The 17,341-nt window shown below is 69.0% G+C and carries 18 protein-coding genes; 10 read left to right on the forward strand and 8 right to left on the reverse strand.

The window, feature by feature from the left end; genetic code table 11:
- Window positions 1-2 precede the first annotated feature (2 nt).
- Window positions 3-803 (reverse strand): LuxR C-terminal-related transcriptional regulator, encoded by an 801-nt coding sequence (locus tag C1I89_RS12570; RefSeq protein WP_102773123.1) that lies wholly within the window; start codon window positions 801-803, stop codon window positions 3-5.
- Window positions 804-953: 150 nt separating this feature from the next.
- Here C1I89_RS12570 and C1I89_RS12575 point away from each other — a divergent pair, with 150 nt between their 5' ends.
- From C1I89_RS12575 to C1I89_RS12595, 5 genes are read left to right on the forward strand one after another with little or no spacing between them, the layout of a single operon-like run.
- Window positions 954-2,543: an FAD-dependent monooxygenase gene (locus C1I89_RS12575; protein WP_102773124.1), complete on the forward strand. Its 1,590-nt coding sequence runs from the start codon at window positions 954-956 to the stop codon at window positions 2,541-2,543.
- On the forward strand, window positions 2,543-2,743 hold the full coding sequence (locus tag C1I89_RS12580) for a hypothetical protein (RefSeq protein ID WP_102773125.1): 201 nt from the start codon (window positions 2,543-2,545) through the stop codon (window positions 2,741-2,743). Before C1I89_RS12575 ends, C1I89_RS12580 begins: the two co-directional genes overlap by 1 nt.
- A gap of 31 nt (window positions 2,744-2,774) precedes the next feature.
- Window positions 2,775-3,749 carry a Bug family tripartite tricarboxylate transporter substrate binding protein gene (locus C1I89_RS12585; protein WP_102773126.1) on the forward strand — a complete coding sequence of 325 codons (975 nt, stop codon included), beginning with the start codon at window positions 2,775-2,777 and terminating at the stop codon, window positions 3,747-3,749.
- Window positions 3,750-3,767: 18 nt separating this feature from the next.
- Window positions 3,768-4,301, forward strand: a complete 534-nt coding sequence (locus C1I89_RS12590) for a VOC family protein (RefSeq protein WP_102773127.1) — start codon at window positions 3,768-3,770, stop codon at window positions 4,299-4,301.
- 17 nt (window positions 4,302-4,318) lie between these two features.
- On the forward strand, window positions 4,319-5,305 hold the full coding sequence (locus C1I89_RS12595; RefSeq protein WP_219929588.1) for a fumarylacetoacetate hydrolase family protein: 987 nt from the start codon (window positions 4,319-4,321) through the stop codon (window positions 5,303-5,305).
- Window positions 5,306-5,344: 39 nt separating this feature from the next.
- Here C1I89_RS12595 and C1I89_RS12600 read toward each other — a convergent pair whose 3' ends face one another.
- From C1I89_RS12600 to C1I89_RS12620, 5 genes are all read right to left on the reverse strand, one after another.
- Window positions 5,345-5,563: a hypothetical protein gene (locus C1I89_RS12600; RefSeq protein WP_102773129.1), complete on the reverse strand. Its 219-nt coding sequence runs from the start codon at window positions 5,561-5,563 to the stop codon at window positions 5,345-5,347.
- A gap of 30 nt (window positions 5,564-5,593) precedes the next feature.
- Window positions 5,594-5,815, reverse strand: coding sequence for a hypothetical protein (locus C1I89_RS12605; protein WP_102773130.1), 222 nt, complete (start codon window positions 5,813-5,815; stop codon window positions 5,594-5,596).
- Window positions 5,816-6,044: 229 nt separating this feature from the next.
- Window positions 6,045-7,133, reverse strand: a complete 1,089-nt coding sequence (locus tag C1I89_RS12610) for an HlyD family secretion protein (RefSeq protein ID WP_102773131.1) — start codon at window positions 7,131-7,133, stop codon at window positions 6,045-6,047.
- Between the two features lie 4 nt (window positions 7,134-7,137).
- Window positions 7,138-8,667 (reverse strand): MFS transporter, encoded by a 1,530-nt coding sequence (locus tag C1I89_RS12615; protein ID WP_308810271.1) that lies wholly within the window; start codon window positions 8,665-8,667, stop codon window positions 7,138-7,140.
- Window positions 8,664-10,184 (reverse strand): efflux transporter outer membrane subunit, encoded by a 1,521-nt coding sequence (locus C1I89_RS12620; RefSeq protein ID WP_308810272.1) that lies wholly within the window; start codon window positions 10,182-10,184, stop codon window positions 8,664-8,666. Before C1I89_RS12620 ends, C1I89_RS12615 begins: the two co-directional genes overlap by 4 nt.
- A gap of 168 nt (window positions 10,185-10,352) precedes the next feature.
- Here C1I89_RS12620 and C1I89_RS12625 point away from each other — a divergent pair, with 168 nt between their 5' ends.
- Together C1I89_RS12625 and C1I89_RS12630 are read left to right on the forward strand one after the other, a co-directional pair.
- Entirely contained in the window at window positions 10,353-11,150 is a 798-nt protein-coding gene (locus C1I89_RS12625) for an AraC family transcriptional regulator (RefSeq protein WP_102773520.1), read from the forward strand.
- 85 nt (window positions 11,151-11,235) lie between these two features.
- Window positions 11,236-12,675, forward strand: coding sequence for an MFS transporter (locus C1I89_RS12630; RefSeq protein ID WP_102773132.1), 1,440 nt, complete (start codon window positions 11,236-11,238; stop codon window positions 12,673-12,675).
- On the opposite strand, the gene C1I89_RS12635 is transcribed toward C1I89_RS12630, so the two are convergent.
- Window positions 12,626-13,396 carry an IclR family transcriptional regulator gene (locus tag C1I89_RS12635; RefSeq protein WP_102773133.1) on the reverse strand — a complete coding sequence of 257 codons (771 nt, stop codon included), beginning with the start codon at window positions 13,394-13,396 and terminating at the stop codon, window positions 12,626-12,628. The two genes, C1I89_RS12630 and C1I89_RS12635, sit on opposite strands and share 50 nt — an antisense overlap.
- A gap of 171 nt (window positions 13,397-13,567) precedes the next feature.
- Here C1I89_RS12635 and C1I89_RS12640 point away from each other — a divergent pair, with 171 nt between their 5' ends.
- The 3 genes from C1I89_RS12640 to C1I89_RS12650 all read left to right on the forward strand — a co-directional run bounded on the left by C1I89_RS12640 (window position 13,568) and on the right by C1I89_RS12650 (window position 16,413).
- Window positions 13,568-14,380: an alpha/beta fold hydrolase gene (locus tag C1I89_RS12640; RefSeq protein WP_102773134.1), complete on the forward strand. Its 813-nt coding sequence runs from the start codon at window positions 13,568-13,570 to the stop codon at window positions 14,378-14,380.
- 197 nt (window positions 14,381-14,577) lie between these two features.
- Window positions 14,578-15,168, forward strand: a complete 591-nt coding sequence (locus C1I89_RS12645; protein WP_102773135.1) for a YceI family protein — start codon at window positions 14,578-14,580, stop codon at window positions 15,166-15,168.
- A 51-nt stretch (window positions 15,169-15,219) separates the two neighbouring features.
- Window positions 15,220-16,413: a lactate oxidase gene (locus C1I89_RS12650; protein WP_102773136.1), complete on the forward strand. Its 1,194-nt coding sequence runs from the start codon at window positions 15,220-15,222 to the stop codon at window positions 16,411-16,413.
- A gap of 63 nt (window positions 16,414-16,476) precedes the next feature.
- Here C1I89_RS12650 and C1I89_RS12655 read toward each other — a convergent pair whose 3' ends face one another.
- Entirely contained in the window at window positions 16,477-17,316 is an 840-nt protein-coding gene (locus C1I89_RS12655) for a hypothetical protein (RefSeq protein WP_102773137.1), read from the reverse strand.
- Window positions 17,317-17,341: the final 25 nt, after the last annotated feature.

Raw genomic sequence — 17,341 nt, forward strand, 5'->3', positions numbered from 1 at the left:
CGCTATCGGTAGTGCTTGCGGCGCGCAGGCGGGCTGCGCATCAGCGCAAACAGCTCGCCCAGCGTGCCCACGCCCAGGTGCCGGAAAGCCCGGTAGCGGTACGTGGCCGCCGTGGTCTGCGCGATGCCGATGCGCGCGGCCGCCTCTTTGGTCGTCAGGCCGTCCAGGATGTGGGCGACCATCTGGCGCTCGCGATACGACAGCGTGGAAATGAGTTCCTGTTCCGAGGCGCGGGGCGTGAGCGATTGCGGAAACAGCGTCACGTGCCGCAGCACCGCGGCCGCCAGGATCGGCGCCTGCAGCGACAGCCAGTGCATGTCGGCCACGCTGTAGTCGGGATATGAATGGTTGCGGTACAGGCTGAGCGAGATCCGGTAGCCGTCGGGAAAGACCGACAGCAGCGACAGGCGCTCGCGGATGCCGGGCACGTCGTAGCAAAGCTGGCGGTAGCGCGCGTGGGTCACGTCGCTGGCGAACTGGTGCCCCATCCAGAACTGGCGTTCGCGGCCCGGCTTGCGCTTGGACAGCCACAGCGTGTTCGAGTCGAGCTGGTCGAAGCCCATCTGCATGTAGTCCACCGCCGTGATGGTGGCGATCTGGCCGATGGCGCTGGCGCTGGACAGCGCCTCCATGCGGCCGTTGCTCTTGAGCCCGAAGATGGTGCAGTGGCTGGCCGGCACGAAGTCTTCCAGGGATTCCAGCACCTGCGTGGCGAATGCGTGCGAGCCGATGGCTTCGATCAGGCGCAGGGCGAGCTGCGGACTGGCCGAAGCGGCGTTCGAGGACAGGCGGGTGACTTTCATGCTCGGGCTAGTACGTCGTATTTTTGTATGACATTTTAAGCGGCGGCAAGCCAGATAATTGTTCGACATCAATGTACGAAAAACCAGGGCTTGCCAATCGTGCCGCTTACACATATCGGACCTTTCACGTATCAACGCTATGCGCCGCGGATGCCTGCCGGCCTGGCCGGGCGCGAGGAGCCCGGCCGGCACCCGGTGCTGATCGCGGGCGGCGGCCCGGTGGGCATGGCCGTCGCCCTCGGGCTGGCCCGCCGGGGCGTGGGCAGCGTGGTGATCGAGGCCGACGATTCCGTCTGCGAGGGCAGCCGCGCCGCCTGTATCTCCCGGCGCAGCCTGGAGATCCTCGACCGGCTGGGCGTGGTCGCGCGCTTCATGGAGAAGGGCCTGGCCTGGACCCGCGGGCGCAGCTTCTATGGCGACCGGGAGGTCTTCCGCTTCGATATGCCCACGGGCGAGGCGGACAAGTTCCCGCCCATGATCAACCTGCAGCAGTACTACATCGAGCAGTACCTGCTGGACGAGATCGCCGCGGTGAACCGGAAGCGGCCGGGCACCATCGACTTCCGCTGGCAGAGCAGGATCACCGCGGTGCGGCAGGAGGCGGACGGGGTGGCCGTGACCGTCAGCAACCCCCTGGGCGACTACGACGCCCGGGCGGACTGGCTGGTGGCCTGCGACGGCGGCCAGAGCTTCGTGCGCAACAGCCTGGGCCTGGAACTCAAAGGCGTGGGATACCAGGGGCGCTACGCCATCGTCGACATCGAACTGCCCAGCAAGTCGCCCACCGAGCGCCGGGCCTGGTTCGATCCGCCCTGGGCGCGGGGCACCACGATACTGATGCACCGCCAGCCGGACGACATCTGGCGCGTCGATTACCAGCTGGCCGCCGGGCAGGACGCGGCCCAGGTGATGGAGCCCGCGCAGATCCGGGCGTTCGTGCAGAACCACCTGGACGCGATCGGCGAAGGCCACCTGCCGTGGACGCCGGTCTGGACCTCGATCTACCGCGCCGGCGCCATGACGCTGGACAGCTACCGCCACGGCAGCATCCTGTTCGCCGGCAACTCGGCCCACGCCATGCCGATCTTCGGCGTGCGCGGCCTGAATTCCGGCTTCGACGACGCCGACAACCTGGCCTGGAAACTGGCCGCGCGCATCCGCGGGCAGGCCGGCGACGCGCTGCTGGACAGCTATAGCCAGGAGCGCATCGAGGCGTTTCACGTCAACGCGGCCAGCGCCATGCGCAGCACCGAATTCATGTCGCCGCCGCACCGCGGCTTCGAGCTGATGCGCGAGGCCGCGCTGTCGCTGGCAGGCGCGCATCCGGGCATCGCGCGGCTGATCAATCCGCGCCAGACGCACGCCATCCACTACCAGTCCTCGGCGTTGTCGGCCGCGAGCGATGCGTTCGAGGCCGGTCCGCCGCCCGGCGCGCCGCTGGATGACGCGCCGGTGCGAGACGGGGTTTTCGTCACGGATCTGCTGGCCGGCGACGCGTTCACGCTGCTGTGCTTCGGGTCCGAGCCGATGGCGCTGGCGCGGGACGCCGGCGCCGTGCCCTGTCGCGCGGTGGCGGCGCCGGTCTCCAGCCCCGCCGCGCGCGCCTATGGCGCAACCGAAGGAACCGCCTATCTCGTCCGGCCCGACGGCCATGTCTGTGCGCGCTGGCGGCGCGCCGACGCCGCCAGGGTGCAGGCCGCCCTTGCCCAAGCATGCCAAATCCAGAGGAGTCCGTCGTGATGTTCGACGCCGCAGCGCAGGACCGCGTCTATACCTATTGCAGCAACGCGATCGGCCAGGCCGGCCGGGAGCGCGAGTCGCTGTTCCTGTCCAGGCTGGCCCTGCTGCTGTTCGAGCGGCTGGGCGACGAGGCGGCCTGCAAGGCCGCCATCGACGCCGCCTTGAAAGACCTGCCGCAGCCGTCGCTGTCGGCAGGCTGAGTCCAAGAAAAACACCGGGGGAGAACCATCCATGAATCGTCGTCACGTACTCAAGCTGCTCGTCGCCAGCGCCCTGGCGGGGCCGGCCTGCGCCGCCGCCCAGAGCGCCTATCCGGACCGCCTCATCAAGTGGGTGGTGCCTTATCCGGCCGGCGGCGGCACCGACAACCTGGCGCGCGCGCTGGCCGAAAGCATGCGGCCCAAGCTGGGCCAGCAGCTCATGATCGACAACCGGCCGGGCGCCTCGACCAATATCGGCGCCGACCTGGTGGCGCGGTCCAAGCCGGACGGCTACACCATCATGTCGGCCGACAACGCGCTGCTGTTCTTCAACGAGCACCTGTTCAAGAAGCTTGCGTTCAGCCCCGAGAACGACTTCACGTACGTCGGCGCCATTGGCCGCTTTCCGCTGCTGCTGGTGGTCCATCCCGACTTCCCGGCGCGCAGCCTGGCCGAATTCCTGGCCTACGTGCGCGCCAACCCGGGCAAGGTCGACTTCGCCTCGGTCAGCAACGGCTCGCCGCATCACCTGGCCATGGAACTGTTCAAGAGCCGCACCGGTACGGACCTGACGCACGTGGCCTTCGCCGGCGCCGCGCCCGCCATACAGAGCCTGCTGGGCAACCACGTGCCCGTCATGTTCCTGGATCTCGCGTCCGGCATTTCCTACATCAAGTCCGGACGGGTGCGCGCGCTGGCCATCGGCACCGCGCAGCGTTCGGCCGCCGTGCCGGACGTGCCTACGCTGGCGGAGCAGGGCGTCAGCGACGTCGAGGTCTTCGCCCTGCAAGGCGTGCTGGGTCCGGCCGGCATGCCGGCCGAGGTCGTCGCGCTGGTGAACCGGCAGCTCAACGCGGCGCTGGCCGATCCGAACGTGCTGCAGCGCTTCAGCGATTTCGGCTTCGAGCCGCTGCCCAGCACGCCCGAAAAATTCAAGGCCCTGGCCCGCGCGGAGTCCCTCAAATGGGGGGCGGTCATCCGCCAGGCCAACATCGTTCTGGACTGATCCAGAAAGGAGTACGACATGAACTCGCCCCGTCCCGTACACGGTCTGCACCACTTCGCCTGGCGCTGCAAGAACGCCGAGGAAACCCGCCACTTCTACGAAGACATCCTGGGCCTGCCGCTGGTGCACGTCATCAAGAAGGACCACGTGCCCAGCACGGGCGACTATTGCCCGTACGTCCACATCTTCTTCCGCATGGCCGACGGCTCGCACATCGCCTTCTTCGACCTGGGCGACGACACCGCCGCGCTGCCTTCGCCCAACACGCCGTCCTGGGTCAACCACATGGCGCTGCGCGTCGACAGCATGGAGGACCTGGTGGCGATGAAGGCCAGGCTGGAAGCGCACGGCATCGAGGTGCTGGGCGTGACCGACCACGACGGCTACATCGAATCCGTCTACTTCTTCGATCCCAACGGCTTCCGCCTGGAGCTGACGGTGGAGGTGGCGCCGGCCGAGGTCGTCGCCGGCTTCGCCAAGACCGCCCACCAGACGCTGCGCGCATGGACCGACACCCAATCCGGCCGGACCGCCGGCAAAGGAATGCAATGACGCTGCCCAACCTGCCTTTGCGTCTGGCGACGCGCAAGAACGGCGCCCGCGACGGCCAGCTGATGCTGGTCGACGCGGCCGGCCAGCGCTGGACGGCCGCGCAGGCCGCTCCGACGCTGCAAGCGCTGCTGGATGATTTCGACGCGCTCGCGCCGCGGCTGCTCGCGCAAAGCGAGGCGCTGGACGCGGCCGGCTGGGCCGGCGCGCCGGCCTTCGAGGCGGCCGCCTGCATGGCGCCGCTGCCGCGCGCCTACCAGTGGGCCGACGCGTCCGTCTACCGCAACCACGCGCGCCTGATCTATCAATGGCGCAAGGAGCCCATTCCGCCGCGCTATGAAACCGAGCCGCTGGTCTACCAGGGCGGCTCCGACGTCATGCTGGGCGCCCAGGACGACATCGAGGCCGTCGACGAGGCGCACCAGATCGACCTCGAAGCCGAGGTCGCCGTCATCACCAAGGACGTGCCCATGGGCGTCAGCGTCGAGCAGGCCGAGCAATGCATCGCGCTGGTGGTGCTGCTCAACGACGTGTCCCTGCGCGGCCTGATTCCCGACGAACTGTCCAAGGGTTTCGGCTTCTACCAGAGCAAGCCCGCCACCAGCTTCGCGCCCATCGCGCTCACGCCGGCGGCGCTGGGCGCGCTGTGGAAAGACAGCATGCCCAACTTCCGCGTCCACATCTCGATCAACGGCGTGGCTTTCGGCCAGCCCCATTCGAACGTGGAGACCATCTTCAACTTCTCGCAGGTCATCGCGCACCTGGCCCGCACGCGGGCGCTGGGCGCGGGCAGCATCATCGGCCTGGGCACCATCAGCAACGAGGACCCGGCCGCCGGCAGCGCCTGCATCACCGAGGCCCGCGTGCGCCAGATCCTGGACGGCGCGCCGGAACAAGACCTGCGCCCCTACCTGCGGCACGGGGACCGGGTCCGCATCGAGGCGCTGGACGGCAGGCAATCGCTGTTCGGCGCCATCGACCAGGCGGTGAAGGTGCGCGGCCGCTGAGGCCGGCGGCAGACGCGGCGCGGGGCAGGCCCCGCGCCGCTATATTTTCAGGCGCCGCGCGTTGAGTTCCTCGGCCGTGTGCTTCACGCCGCTCATGGCGGCATGTTCATTGGCGAACACGCGATCGCCCGTGCCGATCTGCGTCCAGCTGTTGTGGGGCGAGGTGCGCACCCACACGTTCCAGCCCGGCCGCAACGAGACTTCGCACAGCTTGTACTCGAGACGGTAACCGTTGAGACTGATGACTCCGGTTCTCATTGTTTTTCCTCCTGTACGGCGCCCCGCCCGTCACAGGCCGGCCCGCGCGCGGCGCGGACTGCGGGCCTCCAAAGGGCTGAGGTGCTTGCCACTGCTGCCGTGGACCCGGGTCACTTCATAGACCTCGAGCCCATCGTCCATCCACCTGCGGACTTCGCTGATCACATCGGTGAAGACGGGTCTGGGACCGTCCAGAATCCAGCCGATGATGAGCGCCTGCTTGTCGTGTTCCCGTTCACTGGCCCTGTGCATTTCTTCTTTCCTTTTTTGGCAGCTTCAGGGCCAGCCTAGTCAGGCAAATAACCAGGCGCTATTAGAAAATCGCTTCAAATCCGACATTGTGTATGGGCGGGCCTTGGGGCCTACGGCGATTGCGGGGAAAACGCTGAAAATTGTCCTCACATGATTTGGTGAAAGTTTCGGTTCCAGTACTTGGAACACGCCACAGATACGCCGATATCCGGCCCGCAGGGGCTTCGAATCAGTCGGAATACGAGGTAGCGCCGCGCGCGGCGACCTTGCGGCCGGCGGCCGGCTCGGCGGACACGTCTATCTCGGGTTCGACCGACATGCCCACGCGCAGGCGCGCGGCCTGCGGCTGGTCCGCGTCCAGGCGTATGCGGGCGGTCAGGCGCTGCACGATCTTGGTGAAGTTGCCGGTGGCGTTCTGCGGGCCCAGCGGGGCATAGCTGGCGTTGCTGGCCGGCGCGAGGCTGTCGACGGTGCCGCGCAGCGTGACGCCGGGCAACGCGTCCACGCGGATCTTCACCGGCTGGCCGGGGCGCACGCGCGCGAGCTGGGTTTCGCGGTAATTGGCTTCGATGTAGACCGCGTCCAGCGGCACGATCGCGGCCACGGGCTTGCCCGTGGCGATGAAGGCCCCCACGCGCAGCGCGCGCTGGCCCACGGTGCCCGCGATCGGGGCGGTGATGCGCGTATACGAGAGATTCAGTTCCGCGGCGGCCTGTTCGGCCTTCGTCTGCGCCAGCGCGGCCCGCGCCTTGCGCAGTTCGGCGCGCAGGATGTCGAGCTGGCGCAGCGCGGCCTGATGGGCGGCCCGGTCCTTTTCCAGATTGGCGCCGTGGATGGTGGCCTGGGCCTGCGCGCGCTGCAGCGCCTGCACGGTGCCGGCGCCGTCCGCCGCCAGATTACGGTAGCGCGCCAGATCGGCCCGGGCCAGGCGCAGGGATGCGCTGTCGGCCGTGACGGTGGCCTGCGCCCGCTCGATCTCGTTTTCCTGGCGGGCGATCTGGGCGTCCAGGCTGTCGATCACGGCCTGCGCGCTGGAGACCCTGGCGCGGGCATGTTCCAGCGCGATGGCGAAGTCGCGGTCATCGATCACCGCCAGCAGCTGTCCCGGCTCCACGCGCTGGTTGTCTTCGACCAGCACTTCGGCGACGCGGCCCGAAACCTGCGGCGCGACCTGGGTGAAGTCGGCGCGCACATAGGCGTAGTCGGTCGATTGCAGGTCCGACGCGCTTTCCGGACGGTTGATGTAGAAAAGCGCGGCGACGACGGTGACGGCGAGCAGGGCGCCGACGGCGGTCTTGCCGGTCTTGAGCTGAGGCATAGGTTCATCCATGAGAAGTAGTAGCGGGTTGCGGCGCCGGGATGTATTGCAGGCGCAGCACCAGGGGAATCATCAGAACGGCCAGCAGGCCCAGCGCCAGATAGGCGTCGGACGTGGCCAGCACGAAGGCCTGCTCGTGCAATGCGGAGGCGATGCGGGCCGGCTCGATCAGCTGCGTCCAGCCGCCATGCAGCAGGCCCGGGCTGTCGAGCAGGATGTCCGCGTGGAAGCGCTCGCGCACCACCGTGAGCTGGCCGATGGCCGCGCTGCCGGCCAGGGTGCCGAACACCCGCAGCGCATTGATGGTGCCCGACACGTAGGGGCCTTCGGGCGGCTGCACCACGCTGGTGGCCAGGAACAGCAGGGATACCACCGCCATGGGCTGGCCCAGCGCCTGCAGCGTCTGCACCACGATGAACTGCTGCCAGACCCAGTCCGCCGTCAGGCGCGATCCGAGCAGGCAGGCCGCGGCGATCAGCGCCAGTCCCAGCGCGAACACGACGCGCGCGTCGACCCACTTGCGGTACAGCAGCGCGGCCACGCAGGGGCCGAGCAGCAATTGCGGCAGGCCGATGATCAGGCCGATGGGCGCGCTTTGCAGCGCCCGGTAGCCCCAGACGCGGCCGAGATAGGCGGACGGCACCGACGAGCCGGACAGCATCACGATCAGCAGGCACACGAACACCGTGAATCCCAGGCCCAGGTTGCGCCGGCCCAGCAGCTGCAGCTTGACGAAGGGTTCGGGGTGGCGCCATTCGCTCACCAGATAGGCCGCGGTGAAGACCAGGCCCACGGCCAGCGCCGCCGTGATCAGGCGCGACTCGAACCAGTCCAGCCGCACGCCCTGGTCCAGCGCCACCGTGACCAGGATCAGCCCGATCACGCCCATGGCCATGCCGGGCCAGTTGGCGCGCTTGAAGCGCTCGGCCTGCGACGGGGCGTCCGGCAGGCCCCAGCCCACCAGCGCGCCGGCCAGCAGCAGCAGCGGGATCGCCTGCCAGTAGACCAGGCGCAGGTCCGTCAGGCTGTCGGTCCACAGGCCGGTGAGCCAGGTCGAGACATTGGGCGCGAAGGTGGCGGTCATGGCGTAAAGCGCAAGCCCGTGCAGCCGGATCGGCGCGGGCAGGAACTTCAGCGCGGCCATCATCAGCACGGGGACCAGCGCGCCGCCGGCCAGGCCCTGCAGCCCGCGCAGCGCCAGCAGCAGCGGCAGGCTGTGGACGAACGGCAGCACCAGCGCGATCAGCGCGCACAGGCCCACCATGCCCAGGTGGAAGCGGCGCAGCGACAGCGTGATGGCGAACCACGAGGCGAACGGCATGGCGACCAGCTCGCCCGCCGCATAGACCGTGTGGAGCCAGGAGGCGTCGTCCAGCCCCTGGCCCAGCGCGCCGCGGATGTCGGCCAGGGCCAGCGCGCCGACGCGGTTGTTCAGGCCGGCCGTCATCGCGGCCAGGAAGATGCCGGTCAGCGCGACCAGCGGGCGCGCGCGGCGTTCGGGGGCGGCCGGGGCGGCCGCTGCGTGCGCGCTCACCGGACCTCCCCGCCGTCTTGCGCGGCCGCGTCCCAGCCGCCGCCCAGCGCCTTGTACAGGGCCACCACCGTCAAGGTGGAACGGGTCGCGCTATGGGTCAGCGCCAGCTGGCTGTCGAGCAGGTTGCGCTGTCCGACCAGCACCGGCAGATAGTCCGCCGCGCCCTGTTTGTAGGCGGCCTCGGACGCGCGCAGGGCGCGCAGATTGTGTTCGTAGGCGTGCCGCAGTTCGACGTGGCGGCGCTGTTGCGCGGCCCAGGCGTTGAGCGCGTCGTCGACCTCGTGCCAGGCGCGCAGCACCGTGCGCTGGAAGTCGATGGCGGCTTCCTGCTGGCGCGCCTCGGTGAGCGCCAGGGTGCTGCGCAGCCTGCCGCCCTCGAAAATGGGCAGGTACAGCGTCGGCCCGACGGTGAACTGGCGCGAAGCCCAGTTGCCCAGGTCGCTGCCGTGGAAGGATTCGAGGCCCAGGCCGCCGCCCAGCGTCAGGCGCGGGTAGAAGTCCGCCGTGGCCACGCCGACCGCGGCCGTGGCCGCCTGCAGGCGCGCCTGGGCGCGCTGGATGTCGGGGCGGCGGCGCGCCAGTTCCGACGGCAGGCCCACCGGCACCGCCTGCGGCGGATCGGGCAGCTTGCGGGCCGGTCCGAGTTCGGCGTCGAGCTCGCGCGGCGCCAGCCCCAGCAGCAAGGCCAGCGCGTTCATGTGCGCGTCGCGCTGCTCGGCCAGCTCGGGCTGCAGCGCGCGCACCGTGGCCAGCTGGGCGCTGGCCGCGGCGGTGTCGAACTGCGTCGCCACGCCGTTGCGCGCGCGGCTTTCGGCCAGGCGCAGCGCGTGCTCGGCGATCTTCTCGTTCTGCCGTGCGATATCGATCTGCGCCTGGATGCCGCGCAGCTGCAGGTAATTGCGCGCGATCTCGGCGGCCATGGCCACGCGCACGGCTTCCTGGTCGTACCAGGCGGCGGCGCGCTCGGCGCCGGCCTGTTCGCGCAGCTTGCGCGCATGTCCCCACAGGTCGATTTCCCACGAGGCGTCGAAGCCGGCCTGCCAGTAATCGTAGGGCGCTGACGGCGCGCCCAGCGCCACCATCTTGCCGTTCTCGCTGTCGGCCTGCCGCGCATACGAGCCGCCGACGCCGAGCCGCGGCAATTGCGCCGCGCCCGCGATGCCGAGCTTGGCCCGGCTCTGGGCCACGCGCGCCGCGGCGGCCTGCAGATCCAGGTTGGCCTGCGCGGCGCGGCGCTGCAGGCTGGACAGGATGGGATCGTCGAGCAGGTCCCACCAGGCGGCCGGCACCGGTTCGCGCCGCAGGGCGGCGGCAAGCGAGCCGGCGTCGCGCGGCTGCAGGGTCGCGGCGGCGGCGGGATCGGGCGGGGGCTGGAAGGCCGGCCCGACGGAGCAGCCTGTCAGTACCAGGCCGAGGAAGACGGCGGGCGTCCGGGTGCGGGAAAAACGGATCATGGGGCGGACGTAGCGCGGCGGCCGATCGCGCAGGCGGGCCGCCTTGGGGTTGGGAGAATGCAAGTATTCTCATTCTCTTTTAGGCTGGCGTCATTCCACGAAATGGCCAATGTATTTATCAATCCGGCCATGTCGGCATGGCTGGATCGATAAACAAACTGGCCATCGATAGTGATGACGCCATCGGGCCGCTGCCGTATCGTGGCCGCTATCGCCACCTGTCCGCGCCCCATGCAACCGCAAGAACTTCCCCATTCCTACGCCGAGCCGCACCGGATCGACCGGCCCGTGGTCGCGGCCAGCATCTCGCTGGTCACCGAAGGCGGCGAGTACCCCTCGCACAGCCATCGCAAGGCGCAGCTGCTCTACACCGTTTCCGGCGTCATCACGTGCCAGACCGAGCGCGGGGTCTGGATGGTGCCGCCCGGCTGCGCGGTATGGATTCCGGGCGGCATGATCCATCGCGCCACGCCGTCGGGAAAAGTCCGCGGCTATGCGTTGTTCGTCGAACCCGACGCCGTCGCGGGCCTGCCGCAGACGTGCTGCAGCCTCGCGGTGTCGGTGCTGCTGCAGGCCCTGATAGACCGGGCCTGCGCGCTGCCGCGGCTGTACCTGCCGGAAGGCCCAGAAGGGCGCATCATGGCCGTGCTGCTGGACGAACTGGTAGCCGCGCCGCTGGAGCAGCTGCATTTGCCGCGGCCCTCGGATGCGCGGCTGGTGAAGCTGGCCGACGCCATACTGGCCGATCCCGCCGACGCCGCCACGCTGCCGCAATGGGCGGCGCGCATCGGCATGAGCGAACGCAACATGAGCCGGCTGTTCCGCCAGCAGACCGGCATGAGCGTGGGGCGCTGGCGCCATCAATGGCATGTGATCGCGGGACTGCAGCGCCTGACCTCGGGGCTGTCGGTGCAGGCCGTGGCCTATGAGCTGGGCTATGACAGCGCCAGCGCTTTCGTGACGATGTTCAAGAAGGCGGTGGGCAAGCCGCCGGGCCGCTTCCTGGCCGAGCGCACGGGGCCTGCGTGAACGCGAATCGTTGACATCCAAACGTCCCCTTTTTAATATAACAAGACAATTCTTGTTTTATTAATCATTGCCTGGGGAGGGCGCCATGCCTGAGCAAGCGGGAAGCTGGGGGGATGTGCTCTCCGGCAGGAATCTGGCGCGCTCCGTCGCCCTGTCGGGCGGCGTCGCGCTGCATGCCATCAACATCTACATCGCCACCACCGTGCTGCCGTCGGTGGTGCGTGAAATCGGCGGCCTGGACCTGTACGCGTGGAACACGACGCTGTTCGTGGTGGCCTCGATCCTCGGCTCGGCGCTGACGGCCAAGCTGCTGGCCGCGGCCGGTTCGCGCGGCGCCTATGCGATCGCCGCGCTGTGCTTCGTCGCGGGCAGCCTGGTCTGCGCGCTGGCGCCCAGCATGCCTTTGATGCTGTTCGGCCGCACGCTGCAAGGGCTGGGAGGCGGGTTCCTGTTCGCGCTCTGCTACGCCATGATCTACGCGGTGTTCGAGCCGCGGCTGTGGCCCAGGGCGATGGCGCTGATCTCGGGCATGTGGGGCGTGGCCACGCTGCTGGGGCCCGCGGTGGGCGGCGTGTTCGCGGAAATGGACGCCTGGCGGGCGGCGTTCGGCATGCTGGCGCCGGCCACGGTGCTGTACCTCCTGCTGGTCTGGCGCGTGATGCCGGCGCGCAACCGCGACGCCGCGGCCCGCGCCGGCAGGCTGCCGCTGGCGCAGTTGCTGTTGCTGACTGCGGCGGTGCTGGCTGTCAGCGTCGGCAGCGCCTCGCCGGACGCGCGCTGGAACTTCGCCGGCCTGGCGCTGGCGGCGGCGCTGGTCGCGCTGCTGGTGCGCAGGGAATTCACCAGCAAGACGCTGCTGCTGCCCAGGGGCGCGCTGCGCCTGGACTCGCCGCTGCTGGCCTTGTACCTGACCATCGGCCTGCTGGTGGTGGGCATGACCAGCGAAACCTTCGTGCCGTACTTCCTGCAGACCCTGCATGCGCAGACGCCGCTGGTGTCCGGCTACCTCGCCGCGCTGATGGCCGCGGGCTGGACCGTGTCGGAAATCTGGAGTTCGGGCTGGCAGGGCAGCGCCATCCGCCGCGCCATCGTCGCCGGCCCGGTATTGGTGCTGGCAGGCATGGTGGCGCTGGCGCTGAGCCTGCCGCTGCACGCGCAGGGCGATTGGCGGGTGCTGGGGTGGATCGGCCTGGGCCTGGCGCTGGTGGGTTTCGGCATCGGCCTGGGATGGCCGCACCTGCTGACGCGGATACTGCAGGTCTCACCCGCCGACGACCAGGACGCCGCCGCCACGTCGATCACCACGGTGCAGCTTTTCGCCACCGCGCTGGGCTCGGCGCTGGCCGGCATGCTGGCCAACCTGGGCGGCTTGAACTCGCCCGGCGGAATCGCGGGAACCTCGGGCGCGGCGTGGTGGCTGTTCGCGGTGCTGGCGGCGGCGCCGCTGTTGGCGGTGTTCAGCGCGGCGGCTGCCGCTAGACCCCTTCAGGCAGCAGCTGAGCCAGCGCCTCATGCATCGTCCTGACCAGGAACAGCTGGCGTTCGGCGCCCATGCGGCTCAGGGGCGCGGCCACGCTGATCGCGGCCAGCACGTCGCGGTCGGCGGCGGCGATGGCCACGCCGACGGCCAGGGTGTCGGTGGCGACGTGATTGCCCACCACCGACCAGCCGCGCTGGCGCGTGGCTTCCAGCAGCATGGCCAGGCGCTTGGGCGACATGCCGCCATAGCCGCCCAGCGCGGCCGCGTTCGAGGCGATGATCGCCGCCGCCTCGTCGCGCGGCAGCGAGGCCAGCAGGGCCAGGCCGGCCGCGCCCACGCCCAGCGGCTGGCGCCGGCCGACCTCGACCGCCAGCACCTGGATTGGAAAACTGCCGATGCGCCGCGCGATGCAGCGGGACTGCGTGCCTTCGCGCACGACGGCGAACGCGGTGTCGCCGGAGATATCGCTGATCCGCCGCAATAGCGGGTCCAGCCGCAGGGCGAGGTCATGGACGGGCGCGTCGTCGAGCATGCGCCGGATGGAAGGCCCGGGCACATACAGGTAGCGGCCGCGCCGGGCCGCGTAGCCTGCGGCCAGCAGCGTGCCCAGCAGCCGGTAGACGGTGGCCCGCTCCAGCGCGCAGGCCCGCATGATCTGCGCGACGCGCACGCCGTCGCGAGCGTTGCGCCATATGTATTCCAGCACGCGCAGGCCGCGCTGCAAGGAGCGGTTGCCCTCGTCCGGGAATGGCGGCCTGTCAGTCATCTGTGGGATTCATCGACTCAAATCGTCCGGTAGCCGGACATTGTAGCCCTGGGGCGCGCCCGATTCCGGGAAACTCGTGCCGCTTTTGCAAGAGGGCCGACAGGCCCCATCCAACGACAGGGAGACACATCATGCATAGTCGTAGTTCAAACGCTGCCGGGAGCCGTGGCCATGAATCGTAGAAGCTGGATGCACAGCGTGGGCGCGGCGACGCTCGCGACCGTCGCCGCCGGCAGCCAGGCGCAGACGCAAACCGCCGCGGCGGGCGCGGCCAAGCCGGCCACGTTCGTGCTGGTCCATGGCGCCTGGCATGGCGGCTGGTGCTGGCAGCGCGTGGCCGCGCTGCTGCAGGCGCAGGGACACCGCGTGTACGCGCCCACGCTGACTGGCCTGGCCGATCGTTCGCACCTGTTCAGCCCGGCGCTGAACCTGCGCACCCACATCGACGACGTGGCCAACCTGATCCGCTGGGACGACCTGGACCAAGTCGTGCTTTGCGGCCACTCGTATGGCGGCATGGTGATCAGCGGCGTCACGCAGGAACTGCAGCCGCGCATCAAGGCGCTGGTGTACCTGGACGCCTTCGTCGCGGAGCCGGGCGTCTCCCTGCTGGACCTGTCGGGCGCCGCCGTGCGCGAACGCATCGCCGGGCTGGTCGGGGCGGACAGACAGATCGCGCCGACGCCGTCGCGGCTCTTCATGGTCAACGAAGCGGACCAGGCCTGGGTGGACGCCAAGTGCACGCCCCAGCCCTACCAGACCTTCATCGACACCCTGCCGGCCACCGACGCCATCCTGCGCGTGCCCACGCGGCATTTCGTGCGCGCGGCCAAGTACGACTCCGAGTCGTTCCGCAAGCAGGCCGCCAAGCTGCGCGCGCAGCAGGGCTGGCATCTGACCGACCTGCCGCACGGCCATGACCTGATGCTGGACGCGCCGGCCGACGTAGCGCGCATTCTGCTGGCCGCATCGGCGCAGTCGTAGCGCCGGGCGACGGGCCCGGCGCGGCCGGGTCCGTTGTTTTGTTATCGAAAATAGAACAGTGAGATCATTTTTTAACGGCTAGCGCGTTATTGATGCATTTCTTATGCTTGTCGCATGTTTCAAGAGTGGGCTGATTGCTGCCCGCCCCATGACGAACCGAGGGCCCGCCGCGGGCCGCCAAGCACAGAGAGAACCGCATGAAGAAAACCTACGCCGCCTATCTTGCCGCCGCCGTCGTGGCGCTGGGCAGCCTGACCGCCCAGGCCGCCCCGGTCGACTACCAGATCGACCCGACCCACACCGAGGTCGTGGTGACCTGGGACCACCTGGGCTTTTCCAAGCCCACCGCCCATGCCGGCGGCATCACCGGCGTGGTCCGCTACGACGCGGCCCGGCCGTCGAATTCCTCGGTCGACCTGCGCGTGCCGGTGCCGCAGTTCACGTCGCATGTGGCCAAGCTGGACGAGATGTTCCAGAGCGCCGAATTCTTCGAGGCCGCCAAGTATCCCGACATCCAGTTCAAGAGCACCTCGGTGACCGACCAGGGCGACGGCAGGCTGCAGATCAAGGGCGTGCTGCGCGTGAAGGGCGTCGAGAAGCCCGTGGTGCTGCAGGCGCGCCAGAACAAGCAGGGCGTGCATCCGATGCTGGAGCGCCCCGCCATCGGCTTCGACGCCACCACGACCCTCAAGCGCAGCGATTTCGGCGTGGACGCGTTCGCGCCGGCCGTCAGCGACGAGGTCCAGCTGCGCATCACCATCGAGGCCGTCGCCGACGCGGCGCGCTGAGGCCCGGCGCGGGCTGCGCTCGCGGTCCGCGGTTTTCGAGGAAGCAAAAAAATGCAAACCACCAGACGTGAAATGATGATCGGCAGCCTGAGCATGATGGCGGGCGGCCTGCTGGCGGCGTCGGCCGTCCCGGCCGCCGCCGCCGCCGCGCCGGCCGGGGGCGCAGCCGGCGCCTACAAGGCCGGCAGCGCGGAAAAGAAGCTGGACATCATCAATCTCTACGACCTAGAGGAAGAGGCCCGCAAGATCATCCCGGTGCCGCAGTTCAGCTACATCAGCAGCGGTTCGGGCGATGAATGGACGCTGCGCGAGAACGTGCGCTCGTTCGACGACCACGCCATCATGCCGCGTTATCTGGCCGGCGTGAAGCAGCCCGACACGCGCACCACGCTGCTGGGCTCGCCGGTCGACATTCCCATTTTCGTGCCGCCGATGGCCGCGCACGGCCTGGCCCATGCGACGGCCGAGCTCGGCACGGCGAAGGGGGCGGCCGACGCCGGCGCGCTCTTCACCGCCCAGACGCTGGCCAACGTGCCGCTGGCGGAGATGGCCAGGGTCAGCAAGGGGCCGAAGTGGTTCCAGCTGTACTTCACCAAGGACATGGGCGTGAACCGCGAGCTGATCGCGCGCGCCAAGGCCATGGGCGCGACCGCCATCGTCTTCACCGTCGACCTGGAATGGTCGGGCAACCGCGAGTCGGATCGCCGCACCGGCTTCAAGTTTCCCGCCACGCTGCCGTTTCCCAACGTGCCGAACGCGCCCAAGGGCGCGACCCTGGCCGAGCTGTTCACCATCTTCAAGCGCGACCTGGATTTCGCCGACCTGGAGTTCATCGTCAAGGAGTCGGGCCTGCCGGTGGTGGTCAAGGGAATCCAGTCCCCCGCCAACGCCAAGGAGGCCGTCAGCGCCGGGGCCGCGGCGATCCAGGTGTCCAATCACGGAGGGCGCCAGCTGGACGCGGTGCCGGGCGCCTTCACCACGCTGCCCGGCGTGGTGGACGCAGTCGGGCACAAGGTGCCGGTGTACCTGGACGGCGGCGTCAGGCGCGGCGTGCACGTGTTCAAGGCGCTCGCCATGGGCGCCAGCGCCGTGGCGGTCGGCCGGCCCGTGCTCTACGGCCTGGCCATGGGCGGCGCGGCGGGCGTGACCTCGGTGCTGAACACCTTGAAGTACGAGCTGGAGCTGAGCATGAAGCTTGCCGGCACCGCGACCATCAAGGACATCAACCGCACGTACCTCGCCTGACCGTCCTGCCGGCGGCGAAAAAAAAGGGGCCCGCGGCCCCTTTGCTATTACCTTGCCATTGCTTCAGGCGGACTGTCGCGCCGCGGCGTCCTGGTGCTGTTCGAGCAGCAGGCTCAGCGTATTGAGGAACAGGTCCAGGCCGAGAATGCCCAGGCCGATGGTCGACAGCACCGTATTGCCGGCCGCGTCCTTGATGACGACCTTCTCGCTCCAGGCGTTGAGGTCGACGTTGCGCAGGCTGGACAGCGGCACCTTCCGGCCCTGCACTTCCAGCGCATCGCGCGTCATGACGATGGGCTGCGTGGTGATGTTCAGGAACTTGCCGCTCACGCGCTTGCGCCACACCTGTCCGGTGCTGATGTAGTTGAAGGTGACGGCGCCGCCGCGGGCCAGCGTCTCCAGCACGACGGGCTGGCGCTCGCGCAGGTAGAGTTCGCGGAACAGCTGCTGGAAGTCCATGTAGCCCGACAGGTGCTGGCTGATCCACTTGAAGGGTTCGCCCGCGTTGCGGCGATAGGCCAGGTTGGTGGCCATGCCGCTCATCACGGTCTGGCCGGAGCTGAACAGGTACAGGTCTTCGATTTCGGTAAACGGGGTGTACTGCCTCTGCGAGCCGACGATCTGCGCGACGCCGTTTTCATAGACCTCGTAGCTCGGCTGGCGCAGCTTCTTCTGCCACACGCTGGCGGCCAGTCCGCACACGCCGCAGAAGGCCAGGAAACCGGCGGTGCCGAAGAAAAGCGGGGGATTCTTCTGCGGAGCGATGGTGCTCAGGTAGACGACGAAGCCGGCCAATGCAAGGCACACGATGCCCAGCACCACCAGGAAATAAACGAAGAATTTTCCGTGGCGGAAAGTCTTGATCAGCTCGCCCGTCGCAGGCTGAGAGTGTTGTGTTGCCATTACTGCCATATCCTTGTTTTTAGAG

It is taken from the genome of Achromobacter pulmonis, assembly GCF_002885955.2.
Classification (GTDB): domain Bacteria; phylum Pseudomonadota; class Gammaproteobacteria; order Burkholderiales; family Burkholderiaceae_B; genus Achromobacter; species Achromobacter pulmonis_A.

Excerpts from the sequence above, each read along its gene's own strand:
- C1I89_RS12570 (WP_102773123.1), bottom strand. The coding sequence starts at position 803 with ATGAAAGTCACCCGCCTGTCCTCGAACGCCGCTTCGGCCAGTCCGCAG.
- C1I89_RS12575 (WP_102773124.1), top strand. The coding sequence starts at position 954 with ATGCCTGCCGGCCTGGCCGGGCGCGAGGAGCCCGGCCGGCACCCGGTG.
- C1I89_RS12580 (WP_102773125.1), top strand. The coding sequence starts at position 2,543 with ATGTTCGACGCCGCAGCGCAGGACCGCGTCTATACCTATTGCAGCAAC.
- C1I89_RS12585 (WP_102773126.1), top strand. The coding sequence starts at position 2,775 with ATGAATCGTCGTCACGTACTCAAGCTGCTCGTCGCCAGCGCCCTGGCG.
- C1I89_RS12590 (WP_102773127.1), top strand. The coding sequence starts at position 3,768 with ATGAACTCGCCCCGTCCCGTACACGGTCTGCACCACTTCGCCTGGCGC.
- C1I89_RS12600 (WP_102773129.1), bottom strand. The coding sequence starts at position 5,563 with ATGAGAACCGGAGTCATCAGTCTCAACGGTTACCGTCTCGAGTACAAG.
- C1I89_RS12605 (WP_102773130.1), bottom strand. The coding sequence starts at position 5,815 with ATGCACAGGGCCAGTGAACGGGAACACGACAAGCAGGCGCTCATCATC.
- C1I89_RS12610 (WP_102773131.1), bottom strand. The coding sequence starts at position 7,133 with ATGCCTCAGCTCAAGACCGGCAAGACCGCCGTCGGCGCCCTGCTCGCC.
- C1I89_RS12625 (WP_102773520.1), top strand. The coding sequence starts at position 10,353 with ATGCAACCGCAAGAACTTCCCCATTCCTACGCCGAGCCGCACCGGATC.
- C1I89_RS12630 (WP_102773132.1), top strand. The coding sequence starts at position 11,236 with ATGCCTGAGCAAGCGGGAAGCTGGGGGGATGTGCTCTCCGGCAGGAAT.
- C1I89_RS12635 (WP_102773133.1), bottom strand. The coding sequence starts at position 13,396 with ATGACTGACAGGCCGCCATTCCCGGACGAGGGCAACCGCTCCTTGCAG.
- C1I89_RS12640 (WP_102773134.1), top strand. The coding sequence starts at position 13,568 with ATGAATCGTAGAAGCTGGATGCACAGCGTGGGCGCGGCGACGCTCGCG.
- C1I89_RS12645 (WP_102773135.1), top strand. The coding sequence starts at position 14,578 with ATGAAGAAAACCTACGCCGCCTATCTTGCCGCCGCCGTCGTGGCGCTG.
- C1I89_RS12650 (WP_102773136.1), top strand. The coding sequence starts at position 15,220 with ATGCAAACCACCAGACGTGAAATGATGATCGGCAGCCTGAGCATGATG.
- C1I89_RS12655 (WP_102773137.1), bottom strand. The coding sequence starts at position 17,316 with ATGGCAACACAACACTCTCAGCCTGCGACGGGCGAGCTGATCAAGACT.